Annotated in this window: 13 protein-coding genes; 10 read left to right on the top strand and 3 right to left on the bottom strand. The window is 71.3% G+C overall.

Going from position 1 to position 12,829, the window contains the following annotated elements; translation table 11 throughout:
- Window positions 1-110 precede the first annotated feature (110 nt).
- On the top strand, window positions 111-491 hold the full coding sequence (locus EHS43_RS23325; RefSeq protein WP_125192720.1) for a helix-turn-helix domain-containing protein: 381 nt from the start codon (window positions 111-113) through the stop codon (window positions 489-491).
- A 12-nt stretch (window positions 492-503) separates the two neighbouring features.
- On the opposite strand, the gene EHS43_RS23320 is transcribed toward EHS43_RS23325, so the two are convergent.
- Window positions 504-1,343 (bottom strand): PIG-L family deacetylase, encoded by an 840-nt coding sequence (locus tag EHS43_RS23320; protein ID WP_125192719.1) that lies wholly within the window; start codon window positions 1,341-1,343, stop codon window positions 504-506.
- 413 nt (window positions 1,344-1,756) lie between these two features.
- Window positions 1,757-2,458, bottom strand: coding sequence for a FadR/GntR family transcriptional regulator (locus EHS43_RS23315; RefSeq protein ID WP_125192718.1), 702 nt, complete (start codon window positions 2,456-2,458; stop codon window positions 1,757-1,759).
- Between the two features lie 203 nt (window positions 2,459-2,661).
- Here EHS43_RS23315 and EHS43_RS23310 point away from each other — a divergent pair, with 203 nt between their 5' ends.
- Genes EHS43_RS23310 through EHS43_RS23275 form a run of 8 tightly spaced genes read left to right on the top strand, consistent with a single transcriptional unit; the run spans window position 2,662 to window position 10,495 of the window.
- A complete protein-coding gene (locus EHS43_RS23310) occupies window positions 2,662-3,735 on the top strand; it encodes a sugar ABC transporter substrate-binding protein (RefSeq protein WP_125192717.1) in 1,074 nt (357 codons plus the stop codon).
- On the top strand, window positions 3,732-5,225 hold the full coding sequence (locus tag EHS43_RS23305; RefSeq protein WP_125192716.1) for a sugar ABC transporter ATP-binding protein: 1,494 nt from the start codon (window positions 3,732-3,734) through the stop codon (window positions 5,223-5,225). Before EHS43_RS23310 ends, EHS43_RS23305 begins: the two co-directional genes overlap by 4 nt.
- Window positions 5,218-6,243 (top strand): ABC transporter permease, encoded by a 1,026-nt coding sequence (locus EHS43_RS23300; protein WP_125192715.1) that lies wholly within the window; start codon window positions 5,218-5,220, stop codon window positions 6,241-6,243. Before EHS43_RS23305 ends, EHS43_RS23300 begins: the two co-directional genes overlap by 8 nt.
- 35 nt (window positions 6,244-6,278) lie before the next feature.
- A complete protein-coding gene (locus EHS43_RS23295; protein ID WP_125192714.1) occupies window positions 6,279-7,628 on the top strand; it encodes an L-fuconate dehydratase in 1,350 nt (449 codons plus the stop codon).
- Window positions 7,625-8,380: an SDR family NAD(P)-dependent oxidoreductase gene (locus EHS43_RS23290; protein ID WP_125192713.1), complete on the top strand. Its 756-nt coding sequence runs from the start codon at window positions 7,625-7,627 to the stop codon at window positions 8,378-8,380. Before EHS43_RS23295 ends, EHS43_RS23290 begins: the two co-directional genes overlap by 4 nt.
- Window positions 8,377-9,351 carry an aldo/keto reductase gene (locus EHS43_RS23285; RefSeq protein WP_125192712.1) on the top strand — a complete coding sequence of 325 codons (975 nt, stop codon included), beginning with the start codon at window positions 8,377-8,379 and terminating at the stop codon, window positions 9,349-9,351. The genes EHS43_RS23290 and EHS43_RS23285 overlap by 4 nt, the downstream gene beginning before the upstream one ends.
- Window positions 9,348-9,662 (top strand): L-rhamnose mutarotase, encoded by a 315-nt coding sequence (locus EHS43_RS23280; protein ID WP_125192711.1) that lies wholly within the window; start codon window positions 9,348-9,350, stop codon window positions 9,660-9,662. Before EHS43_RS23285 ends, EHS43_RS23280 begins: the two co-directional genes overlap by 4 nt.
- The gene (locus EHS43_RS23275) at window positions 9,659-10,495 is read left to right on the top strand and encodes an amidohydrolase (RefSeq protein WP_125192710.1); all 837 of its coding nucleotides are present in this window, start codon (window positions 9,659-9,661) and stop codon (window positions 10,493-10,495) included. The genes EHS43_RS23280 and EHS43_RS23275 overlap by 4 nt, the downstream gene beginning before the upstream one ends.
- 47 nt (window positions 10,496-10,542) lie before the next feature.
- Here EHS43_RS23275 and EHS43_RS23270 read toward each other — a convergent pair whose 3' ends face one another.
- Window positions 10,543-11,964: a lipase maturation factor family protein gene (locus EHS43_RS23270; RefSeq protein ID WP_125192709.1), complete on the bottom strand. Its 1,422-nt coding sequence runs from the start codon at window positions 11,962-11,964 to the stop codon at window positions 10,543-10,545.
- Window positions 11,965-12,095: 131 nt separating this feature from the next.
- Here EHS43_RS23270 and EHS43_RS23265 point away from each other — a divergent pair.
- Window positions 12,096-12,829 (top strand): DUF6777 domain-containing protein (locus EHS43_RS23265; RefSeq protein WP_312023435.1); only part of this gene is annotated, 734 nt, incomplete at its 3' end.

Raw genomic sequence — 12,829 nt, 5'->3', positions numbered from 1 at the left:
CCTCCGGCCCACCCGGCCGGGGGCCCCGCCGTCACTTGTGGTTACTCGGGAACTGTAGGAGAGTGCCTCTTGACCTGGAGGAACACACTTTTCGGTGACTGGGGGACCTGATGGGGACCAGAGAGTTCACGGGCTCGCCCGAGGACGCGGACCTGAGACGCGCCGACTCGCTGGCGCGCCAGATCTTCTCCGACGTCGCCAACAAGTGGGCGTTTCTGATCATCGAGGCTCTCGGGGAGCGCACCCTGCGCTTCAGCGAGCTGCGCGACGAGGTCGAGGGCGTCAGCCACAAGATGCTCACCCAGAACCTGCGCATGCTGGAGCGCTACGGCCTCGTCGAGCGGACGGTGCACCCCACCGTGCCGCCACGCGTGGAGTACACCCTCACCGAGCCCGGCCAGGGGCTGCGCGCCACGGTCGACGGCATGTGCGGCTGGACCCACCAGTACCTCGGGCACATCGAGGCCGCGCGCCGGCGCTTCGACGGGTGACGGTGCCCGCGTCTACTCGGGGCGCAGGCCGGCGAAGAGATCCTTCTCGGGCACGGGGGCGCCGGTGGCGTCCTGGACCCGGACGAAGGTCTCCGTGCCCATGAGCTCGCCGAACCTCTCCTTGCCCATCCTGAGGAAGAAGATGTTCTCGCCCTGACTGGCGTGTGCGGCCAGCGCGTCGAACTTCTGGCCGCTGAACGCGGTGGTGTCCACCCATGTGGTGATCTCGTCGTCGGGCAGTCCGATCTCGGCCAGCGCGGCGGCCTCGGCGGGGTCCGGCTCCGGCATGTCCTCGCCGAACTCGCGCATGATCTCGCCGAAGCGCTCCATCATCGAGCGGGGCATCGTCGTCCAGTACACCTTCGGTGTCAGCGAGGTCATCTCCAGCGCCGCCATCGTGATGCGGTGGGCCTGGATGTGGTCCGGGTGGCCGTAGAAACCGTTCTCGTCGTAGGTGACGACCACATCGGGGCGGTAGTGCCGCATGAGTTCCGCGAGCCGGGCCGCGCCCTCCTTCACGGGGGTCCGCCAGAAGGAGCCCGGGGCGTCGTTGGTCGGCCAGCCCATCATTCCGGAGTCGGCGTAGTCCAGCATCTCCAGATCGCTGATCTTCAGGACCTCGCAGCTGGCCTCCAGTTCCTGCCTGCGCAGCACGGCGACGGCCGCCGGGTCGTGGCCGGGGTCGCCCGGCTTGACACCTCCTGGCCCGTCACCGCATCCGCCGTCAGTACAGGTCACGAGAACCGTGCGGACGCCCTCCGCCGCGTACCGCGCGAGGACCCCTCCGGTTCCGGTGGCCTCGTCGTCGGGATGCGCGTGTACGGCCATGAGCGTCAAGGGCCGGTCGGTCATGAGGCAGTCCTCCACAGAAATACGTATACGGATCCAAAAGGCGGCGCGTACGCCACGCTCCGGGGCCCGGACGCCGCCGGGGCGGACCAGGGCGTGGTCTCCCCGTTCCCCCGTGTGACATCGGTCCCTCGGTCGATGCAACCGCGCCGGACGGGACGCCTGTTCCCGCCGGGGCCGCCCGGTTTTCCGGTAGCGGTGCAGACGCGGTCCCGCGGGGTGCGCAGGCGCACGAGTCGACTTCGGTCAGGCGCGTCGTGGCCGGGTCGCCGCCCACGCCGGGGCCGGCCGTACGGTCCACCGTCCTTGCCTCGCCCGGGCGCGTTGCCGGTCAGCGCGCCGGACGTCACGTCACCGGTGACAGTCCTGCTCTCCCGACCGGCATGTGCGCGGGCGCACCTCGCCCACTCCTCTGGTCACGCCCCGACCTGCGCCCGCAGCCACTCCTCGACCTCGCCGACGTGTGCGGCCGCCGCCGCACGGGCCGCCTCCGGGTCGCGGGCGACCAGGGCGCGGTGGATCGCCGCGTGCTCGCGCCGTGTGCGTGCGAAGGCGCCCTCCTCCTGGTAGCCGCGCCAGACGCGGGCCCGGAAGGTGCGGGAGGACAGCCCCTCCAGGATCGCCGCCATCGTGTCGTTGCCGGCGGCCACCGCGATCTCGCGGTGGAAGGCGAGGTCGTGGGCGAGGATCACCTCCGGGTCGTCGGTGGCGTTCATGGCCATGAGGTGTTTCTCCACCTCGGCGAGCTGGTCGGGGGTGATGCGGGCGGCCGCCAGCGCGGTCGCCGTCGACTCCAGGACGCGGCGCACCTCCAGGAGTTCCACCAGACGCGGCCCCCGGGAGAGATCGGCGACCACGCCGAAGGTCTCCAGCAGGTCGCCGGCCTCCAGCTGGGTGACGTAGATCCCGGAGCCGTGCCGCGCCTCCAGCACCCCGAGGACCGTCAGCGCCCGGATCGCCTCCCGCATCGAACTGCGGGAGATGCCCAGCTGGACCGCCAGATCACGCTCGGTCGGCAGCCGCTGGCCCGGCTCCAGGCGGCCCTCGCCGATCATCGCCTTGATCTGCTCGATGGCGCGCTGCGTCACGGTGCCCTTCTGGGGGGCTGTCTCGTCCACGCCACTCCTCTTCGCTCACCGGCCGTCACTCACCGGGTGCGCCGAGTCTAACGGCCGATGTGGTCTGACCACTATGGCGAAGGAGCGGGAAAAACTGCCACCATGGGGTATTGCCAGGGGCGAGTGGTCTGATAAGTATGCCGTCATCTGCTCGAACACACTCGTGCTCGACCACGCGAAGACGCTCAACGAGGAGCCGCCAGATGCCCGGCAGGACAGTGGGGAAGCGGAACAGGGTTCGGTACATCGGCGCGGTGGCCGCGGCCGCGAGCGCCTCGCTGGTGCTCGCCGCGTGCGGCAGCACCAAGGACACCGGCAGCGCCGGCAGTGCGGGAGGCGACGGCACCGGCAAGGTGGGCGTGATCCTGCCGCTGCTGACCTCGCCGTTCTGGCAGTCGTACAACGACTACGTGCCCACGATGGCCAAGTCCGAGGGGGTGGACACGCTGAAGACGGTCAACTCCAACAGCGACCCCTCCCAGCAGATCACCGACATCAACAACGAGCTCAACCAGGGCGTCAGGGGCCTGGTCGTCGCCCCGCTCGACAGCGCCGCCATCGAGGCCGGCCTCGACCAGGCCGAACGCAAGGGTGTCCCGGTCGTCGCCGTCGACGTGGCCCCCGACAAGGGCAAGGTCGCCATGGTCGTACGGGCCGACAACGTCTCGTACGGCGAGAAGGCCTGCCAGTACCTCGGAAAGCACATCACCTCCGGCAAGGTCGTGCAGATCATGGGCGACCTGGCCTCCGTCAACGGCCGCGACCGCTCCGAGGCCTTCCGGGCCTGTGTGAAGAAGAACTTCCCGAAGCTCAAGGTGCTGGAGATCCCCGCCAAATGGGAGTCCGACGCCGCCGCCTCGCAGCTGAGCACCCTCCTGAACGCCAACCCCGACCTCAAGGGCATCTACATGCAGGCCGGCGGCGTCTACCTCGCGCCGACCCTGCAGACCCTCAAGTCCAAGGGGATGCTGAAGAAGGCGGGCACCGCCGGCCACATCGCCATCGTCTCCAACGACGGCATCCCGCAGGAGTACGACGCCATCCGCAAGGGCGAGATCGACGCCACCGTCTCCCAGCCCGCCGATCTGTACGCCAAGTACGGCATGTACTACATCAAGGCGGCGATGCAGGGGAAGACCTTCAAGCCCGGCCCGACCGACCACGACTCCACGATCGTCGAGCTGCCGAGCGGCATCCTGGAGGACCAGCTGCCCGCGCCCCTGGTCACCAAGGACAACGTCGACGACCCCGAGCTGTGGGGCAACACGGTCAAATGAGCACGCCACTGGTGGAAGCCCAGGGGGTCGTCAAACGGTACGGCCCCACGACCGCCCTCGCCGACGGACGGCTCACCGTCCTGCCCGGCGAGTCCCACGCCCTCGTCGGCCGCAACGGCGCGGGCAAGTCCACCCTCGTCTCCGTCCTCACCGGACTCCAGGCCCCCGACGAGGGCACGGTCCGCTTCGACGGCGAGCCCGCGCCGCCGCTCACCGACCGGGACGCCTGGCGCCGCAAGGTCGCCTGCGTCTACCAGAAACCCACCGTCGTCCCCGAGTTGACGGTCGCCGAGAACCTGTTCATCAACCGGCAGCCGCTCCGGCGCGGGTTCATCAGCTGGCGCGGACTGCGGAAGGAGGCCGCCGAACTCCTCGACACCTGGGACGTGCACGTCGACCCGGAGGCACGCACCGCCGACCTCAAGGTCGAGGACCGCCAAATGGTCGAGATCGCACGGGCGTTGAGCTTCGGTGCCCGGTTCATCGTCCTCGACGAGCCGACCGCGCAGCTCGACAAGCGGGAGATCGAGCGGCTCTTCGCCCGGATGCGCGCCCTCCAGGACTCCGGTGTCACCTTCCTGTTCATCTCGCACCACCTCCAGGAGGTGTACGAGGTGTGCCAGACGGTGACGGTCCTCCGGGACGCCCGCTGGATCACCACGGCCCCGGTCGCCGACATGCCCCGGGCGGCCCTGATCGAGGCCATGGCCGGTGAGACCGTCGCCGAACAGGCCGTACGGATCAGGGGCGTCGAGGACGGCGCCCCCGTCCTGCTCGACGTCCGCGGCCTCACCTCCGGCGCCTACGAGGACGTCGACCTCACCGTGCGCCGCGGCGAGGTCGTCGGACTCGCCGGCATCAGCGGCAGCGGCAAGATCGAGCTGGCCGAGTCCTTCACGGGACTGCACACCCCGACCGGCGGCACCGCCCGGCTCGACGGCAGGCCCCTGCCCTTCGGCGACGTACGGGCCAGCCTGAAGGCCGGCGTCGGCTTCGTGCCGCGCGACCGGCACGCCCAGGGCCTGGTCTTCGGCATGACCATCGGTGACAACGCCACCCTCAGCGTCCTGGACCGGCTCGGCCGCCGGGGCTTCGTCGGCACCGACCGCAGGCGCGGCTTCGCCGGCGAGCTGATCGACCGCCTCGACATCCACACCGAGGGCCCCGACCAACCCGTCTCCGACCTCTCCGGCGGCAACGCGCAGAAGGTCGTCATGGCCCGCGCCCTCGCCTCCGACCCCCGGCTGCTGGTCCTCATCAACCCCACCGCGGGCGTCGACGTGAAGTCCAAGGAGTCCCTGCTCTCCCGGGTGGACACCGCCCGCGAGGACGGCACCGCGGTCCTCGTCGTCTCCGACGAACTCGACGACCTGCGCCGCTGCGACCGCGTCCTCGTCCTCTTCCACGGCCGCGTGGTCGCCGAGCACCCGGCCGGCTGGCGCGACCACGAGCTGATCGCCTCCATCGAAGGAGTGGACCACCATGGCTGACACCCAGGCTCCGCCGGTGAAGCAGGTGCGGGTGCCCGAGGCGCGGGCGGCCCGCACGGTCCTGCTGCGCCGCGCCCGCGAACTCGCCCTCGTACCCGCTCTGTTGCTGCTCATGGTGCTCGGCGCGTTCGTCAACGACTCGTTCCTCACCCAGCGCAACCTGATCTCCGTCCTCGGTGCCTCGGCCGCCCTCGCGATGGTGGTGCTGGCCGAGTCCCTCGTCCTGATCACCGGCAAGTTCGACCTCTCCCTGGAGTCGGTCGTCGGCATCGCCCCCGCCGTGGGAGCCCTTCTCGTCCTGCCCGCCGCACAGTCCGGGTGGGGGAGCGAACTCCCCTCTTTCGTAGCCCTGTTGGCGATACTCGTCGTCGGCGCGGCGGTCGGTGCCTTCAACGGCGTCCTGGTCGTCAAGTTCAAGCTCAACGCCTTCATCGTGACGCTGGCCATGCTGATCGTGCTGCGCGGTCTGCTCGTCGGCGCCACCAAGGGCAAGACCCTCTTCGGCATGCCGGACAGCTTCTACTCCCTGGCCACCACGACCTTCCTGACCATCCCGATGTCCGTGTGGCTCGCCGCGATCGCGTTCGCCGTCACCGGCTTCCTGCTCAAGTACCACCGCATCGGCCGTTCCCTGTACGCCATCGGCGGCAACGCCGACGCGGCCCGCGCCGCCGGCATCCGCGTCGAGCGCGTGATGCTCGGCGTGTTCGTCGTCGCGGGTGTCCTCGCCTCCGTCGGCGGCATCATGCAGACCGGCTACGTCGGCGCGATCAGCGCCAACCAGGGCCAGAACATGATCTTCACCGTCTTCGCGGCCGCGGTGATCGGCGGCATCAGCCTCGACGGCGGCAAGGGCACCATGTTCGGCGCCCTGACCGGCGTACTCCTGCTGGGTGTCGTCCAGAACCTCCTCACGCTCGCCCAGGTGCCGTCCTTCTGGATCCAGGCCATCTACGGCGGAATCATCCTGGTCGCCCTCATGATCGCCCGTGTGACGACGGGGCGTGCCCAGGACTGAGCCCGGCCGCCCCGTCACCTACCGAAAGGCCTTCCGTGTCCTCGACCCCCGCCCGCGTCAGCGCGGTAGACACCTACGACATCCGCTTCCCCACCTCGCGCGAGCTCGACGGCTCCGACGCGATGAACCCGGACCCCGACTACTCGGCGGCCTATGTCGTGCTGCGCACGGACGCGGCCGACGGGCACGAGGGGCACGGATTCACCTTCACCATCGGGCGGGGCAACGAGGTCCAGGTGGCCGCGATCGAGGCGCTGCGCGGGCACGTGGTGGGCCGGTCGGTCGACGAACTGTGCGCGGACCCGGGGACGTTGAACCGCGACCTGGTCGGCGACAGCCAACTGCGCTGGCTCGGCCCCGAGAAGGGCGTGATGCACATGGCGATCGGCGCGGTCGTCAACGCCGTGTGGGACCTGGCCGCCAAACGCGCCGAGAAGCCGCTGTGGCGGCTGCTGGCCGACGCCGAGCCCGAGTGGCTGGTCCGCCAGGTCGACTTCCGCTACCTCACGGACGCGCTCACCGAGCAGGAGGCCCTGGAGATCCTGCGCAAGGGCCGGGAAGGGGCGGGGGAACGGGTCGCGCGGCTCCTCGCGACCGGCTACCCCGCGTACACCACCTCCGCCGGCTGGCTCGGCTACGACGACGAGAAGCTCACCCGGCTCGCCGCCGAGGCCGTCGCCGACGGCTTCCGGCAGATCAAGCTGAAGGTCGGCGCGGACCTGGAGGACGACATCCGGCGCTGCCGCGTCGCCCGCCGGGTCGTCGGCCCCGGCATCCGCATGGCGATCGACGCCAACCAGCGCTGGGACGTCGACGAGGCGATCCGTTGGACCCGGGCGCTCGCGGAGTTCGACCCGTACTGGATCGAGGAGCCCACCAGCCCCGACGACATCCTCGGCCACGCGGCCATCCGCGAGGCCGTCGCCCCGGTGAAGGTCGCCACCGGCGAGCACGTCCAGAACCGGGTCGTCTTCAAGCAGCTCCTCCAGGCGGGCGCCCTCGACGTCGTCCAGATCGACGCGGCCCGCGTCGGCGGCGTCAACGAGAACCTCGCCATCCTGCTCCTCGCGGCCAAGTTCGGCGTGCCGGTCTGCCCGCACGCGGGCGGCGTCGGCCTGTGCGAACTCGTCCAGCACCTCTCGATGTTCGACTACGTGGCCGTCACCGGGACCACCGAGAACCGGGTCATCGAGTACGTCGACCATCTGCACGAGCACTTCCTCGACCCGGTCGTGATCAGGGACGGCCACTACACGCCGCCCACCGCACCGGGTTTCTCGGCGGCCATGCGCCCGGAGTCCATGGCGCGGTACACGTTCCCGGGCGGAGCCTTCTGGGCAGAAGACCTCGCCCGCGACGCACGGAAGAAGGGACAGGCGGCATGACCGACTTCGAGGGTCTCAAGGCCCTGGTGACCGGCGGAGCCTCCGGCATCGGCCGGGCCACGGCCGAACTCCTCGCCGCCCGCGGCGCCCGGGTCGCCGTCCTCGACCTGGACCCCTCCTCGGTCGAGAAGCCGCTCCTCGCCCACCGCGCCGACGTCACCGACGACGCCTCGGTGCGTACGGCCGTCGCCGCGGCCGTGGCCGAGCTGGGCGGACTGGACGTCCTGGTCAACAACGCCGGGGTCGGCGCCCTGGGTACGGTGGCCGACAACGACGACGAGGAATGGCATCGCGTCCTCGACGTCAACGTGGTCGGCATGGTGCGGGTGGCCCGCGCCGCCCTGCCCCACCTGCGCGAGTCCGCGCACGCGGCGATCGTCAACACCTCGTCCATCGCGGCCACCGCGGGCCTGCCGCAGCGGGCCCTGTACAGCGCGACCAAGGGCGCGGTGTACTCCCTCACCCTCGCCATGGCCGCCGACCACGTCCGCGAGGGCATCCGCGTGAACTGCGTCAACCCCGGCACCGCGGACACCCCGTGGGTGGGCCGACTCCTCGCCAAGGCCCCCGATCCGGCCGCCGAACGCGCCGCCCTGGAGGCCCGCCAGCCCACCGGCCGCCTCGTCTCGGCCGACGAGGTCGCGGGCGCCATCGCCTACCTGGCGAGCCCCCTCTCCGGCGCCACCACCGGCACCTCCCTCGCCGTCGACGGCGGCATGCAGGGCCTGCGTCCGAGGCCGGTGGGCCGGTGAACACGCACACCCTCGGCAGCAGTGGCGTCCCGGTCAGCGAACTGGCCTTCGGCGGCGCGGTCATCGGCAACCTCTTCGCTGAGGTGACCGACGAGCAGGCCCACGAGGCGGTCACCGCCGCCTGGCAGAGCGGCATCCGCTACTTCGACACCGCCCCGCACTACGGGCTGGGCCTGTCGGAACGCAGGCTGGGGGAGGCCCTGAGCGCCTTCCCACGCTCGCAGTTCACCCTGTCCACCAAGGTCGGCCGCCGACTGGAGCCGTCCACGGCCGGCGGCGACGACCTCGCCAACGGATTCGCGGTGCCCGCCACTCACCGCCGCGTCTGGGACTTCAGCGCGGACGGCGTGCGCCGCACCCTGGAGGCGAGCCTCGAACGGCTCGGCCTCGACCGCGTGGACGTCGTCTACCTCCACGATCCCGACGACCACGCCGAAGAGGCCTTCCGCGAGGGGTATCCGGCCCTGGAGAAGCTCCGCTCCGAAGGGGTCGTGGGGGCGATCGGCGCCGGCATGAACCAGGCCGGGATGCTCACCCGTTTCGTCCGCGAGACCGACGTCGACGTGGTGCTGTGCGCGGGGCGTTACACCCTGCTCGACCAGAGCGCGCTCACCGAGCTGCTGCCCGCCGCGGTCGAACGGGATGTCTCCGTGGTGATCGGCGGTGCCTTCAACTCCGGTCTGCTGGCGGACCCGAGCCCGGAGGCGACCTACAACTACGCACAGGCGCCGGGTGACCTGCTGGACCGTGCCCTGCGCATGCGGGAGGCCGCCGAGCGGCACGGCATCGGTCTGCGGGCCGCCGCCCTCGCCTTCTGCGCGGCCCATCCCGCCGTCGCGAGCGTCCTCGTCGGCGCCCGCTCGGCCGCCGAAGTCCGGGACGCGGCAGCCCAGTTCGCCACGCCCGTGCCCCCGGCCCTCTGGCAGGAACTGCGGGAGACCGGTCTGCTGACCGCCGAGGAGCCGTCATGAGAATCGCCCTGCACACCAAGGTCCGCGCCGACCGCGTCGAGGAGTACGAGGCCGCCCACCGCGAGGTCCCCGTCGAACTCACCGACGCGATCCGCGCCGCCGGGGCCACATCGTGGACCATCTGGCGCAGCGGCACCGACCTCTTCCACGTCCTGGAGTGCGAGGACTACGGCCGCCTCCTCGCCGAACTGGAGAAGCTCCCGGTGAACGTCACCTGGCAGGCCCGCATGGCCGAACTCCTCGACGTCGTGCACGACTACTCGGGCGAGGGCGCCGACGCCGGCCTGCCCGTGGTGTGGGAACTGCCGTGACCGTCGTGGACGCCCACCACCACGTGTGGGACCTGTCGGTCCGGGACCAGGACTGGATCGCCCCGGACAGCCCGCTGCGACGGGACTTCACGCCGGCCGACCTCGCACCGCAGGCCGCCGCGGCGGGCGTCGACCGCACGGTCCTCGTCCAGACGGTCACCGTGCCCGAGGAGACCCCGGAGTTCCTCGCCCTCGCGGCCGGACACGAGCTGGTGGCGGGCGTCGTCGGCTGGACCGACCTGACCCGGCCCGACGTCGCGGAGGAACTCGCCCGCCTGCGGCGACTCCCCGGCGGCACCTGCCTCAAGGGCGTCCGCCACCAGGTCCAGGGTGAGCCCGACCCCGAGTGGCTGCTGCGGCCGGAGGTGCGCCGCGGCCTGGCCGCTGTCGCGGACGCAGGCCTCGTCTACGACCTGGTCGTCCTCCCGCACCAACTGCCCGCCTGCGTCACGGCGGCCGAGTCGCTGCCGCAACTCACCTTCGTCCTCGATCACTTGGGCAAGCCGCCCATCGCGTCCGGCGCCCTGGAACCCTGGGCGACCCACGTCCGCGCCCTCGCCGGCCTCCCCAACACCGTCTGCAAGCTGTCCGGCATGGTGACCGAGGCCGACCTGGCCACCTGGACCACCGCCGACCTGCGCCCGTACGCCGACACCGTCCTGGACGCCTTCGGCCCGGCCCGTGTGATGTTCGGCTCGGACTGGCCGGTGTGCACCCTGGGGCTGACCTACGGCGGGACGGTCGCCCTGACGAAGGAGCTCACCGCCGGTCTCGACGCCGCCGAACAAGCCGACGTCCTCGGCGGCACGGCCACCCGGACGTACGGCCTGTGACGTGTGACGTGTGACGTGTGACCTTTGGCCGTGGCCCGCGGCACGGGTCAGGTCCGCTGGACCGACTGCGTCAGGCGGGTGGGCGGCAGGTACTCCCGCACATACGTCCGCTCCCAGCACGCCCCCGTCTCCCGCAGCTCCCGCCAGGTCGTGTACCGGTAGCGGAAGAGACGGGCGCGGACATGGCGGGGCGGATCGTCCGCGGGGAAGGGGGAACGGCGCAACAGCCGCAGTGTGGCCGGGTCGTTCTCCAGCAGCCGTTCGACCATCGTGCCGAACCACGCTCCCGCGTACGCCGGGGACAGCGCGGCGAACCACATCATCCAGTCCAGGCGCAGATGGTAGGGCGCGAACTGGCGCGGCCAGTGCCGTGGATCGCCCGGCTTGCCCCTGAACTCGTACTCCCGCCACTCGGAGTCCCGGCGCGGCACGTCGTCCGCGGTGCCCTCGACCACCACCTCGTAGCGGACCCGGCTGACGCTGCCGAACGCGCCGTAGGTGTTCACGAGGTGGAGCGGGTCGAAGGAGCGGTTCATGATCTGGCTCCGGGAGAGCATGTTGCGGACCGGGTGGTAGCTCAGGGCGAGGAGGAGCGCGGCGACGGCCAGGACCGTCACCTCGTACCAGAGCGGAGTGGCGGGCAGATCCGGCGCGTCGCCCGGGAGCTCCAGCGCGGACGCCGCCAGCACGATCGTGATCCAGTTCAGCCAGGCGAAGTTGCCCGACAGCACCAGCCACAGCTGGGTCACGATCATCAGGGAAGCGGCCGCCGTGGCGATCGGCTGCGGAGTGAACAGCAGGAAGGGCACGAGGAGTTGGGTGACGTGGTTCGCGGCCACCTCCACCCGGTGCACGGGCCTCGGCAGACGGTGGAAGAACCAGCTCAGCGGGCCCGGCATCGGCTGGGTCTCATGGTGGTGGTCCAGGCAGGTGAGCTTGCGCCAGCAGGCGTCGCCGCGCATCTTGATGAGCCCCGCGCCGAACTCGACCCGGAACAGCACCCAGCGCAGCAGGAACAGCACCACGAGGGGCGGGGCCACTTCGTCGTTGCCGAGGAACACCGCGAGGAAGCCGACCTCCAGCAGGAGGGACTCCCAGCCGAAGCCGTACCAGGTCTGGCCCACGTTGACGATCGACAGATACAGCAGCCACGGCGCCAGCCACAGCAGCATCCCGCCCCACAGCGGCAGCCGGGAGTCGAGGCCCGCCGCCAGCGCGCCGGCCACCGCGGCCCCCGTCCACGCGCAGAGGGCGAAGAACCGGTCCGAGTAGTGCAGTTGGAAGAGGCTGGGCGCCCGCCGGAAAGGCACCCGGGCGACGAACCGGGGGATCGGCAGCATGCCGCGCTCCCCGAGCAGCGCCCGGAACTGCAGGGCCGCCGTCAGGAACGCGACGAGGTACAGCCCTGCCAGAGCCCGCTGGAAGACCAGCCGGCTCAGCCAGTACTCGGGTGCGGTGAACCAGTCCACGGCCGTGCTCTCCTGCCTCCATTGTCCAGCCGGCCCCCGTGACGCTCCGTGTACCTGCCTTCCGCTTGCGTAACCCCGGGGAGTGCAGCAGACAGTAGTGACGAACTGCCCGGGATGAACGGAAGAACGCGGTGCGGACACCCACCACCACCCTCGTCGCGGCGGGCGCGCTCGCCGCGGCACTCCTCGTCGCGGGATGCGGCGGCGCCCACGAGCACACCGCCGGGGCGACCGGCGAGCTCCTGCTGCGGCCGGCCGCGGCGCCGGGGCCGAACCCCTTCACCCGCTCCGCGGCGACCATGCCGCCGCCCGTCACCCGAACGCCCCAACGGGACTCCGCCGCCCCACGCACCGTCTCCGGCGGGATGCCCGGCCTCTACGCGGGAACCGAGGGCGTCGGCAGCTGCGACGTGGAACGCCAGATCGGCGACCTGGGCGCCGACCCGTCGAGGAGGAGCGCGTTCGCGCGAATATCGGGCGTCTCCCCGGCCTCGGTCCCCGGCCACCTGCGCACACTCGCCCCGGTCGTCCTGCGCGCCGACACCCGGGTCACCGACCACGCCTACCTCGGCGGCCGGGTGAGCGGCCACCAGTCCGTCCTCCAGGCGGGCACCGCGGTCCTCGTCGACGACCGGGGCGTTCCACGGGTCCGCTGCGCCAGCGGCAGCCCCTTGACGCCGCCGGCGGCGATGCGCGGCGGTGCGGTGCAGAGCGGGCGGCCGTGGCCCGGATACCGGCCCGGGCGGGTGATCGTGGTGGTCCCCAGCGAGCAGGTCATCACCGAGCTCACGATCATCGACCTCGTCGACCACGCCTGGATCGAACGCCGGATCGACCACGACTGCCGGCACGATCACGTCGTCCC

This window comes from Streptomyces sp. RP5T (assembly GCF_003933965.1).
Classification (GTDB): Bacteria; Actinomycetota; Actinomycetes; order Streptomycetales; family Streptomycetaceae; genus Streptomyces.
Note: the sequence above shows the minus strand (reverse complement) of the source record. Positions and strands in the feature narration are given on the sequence as shown.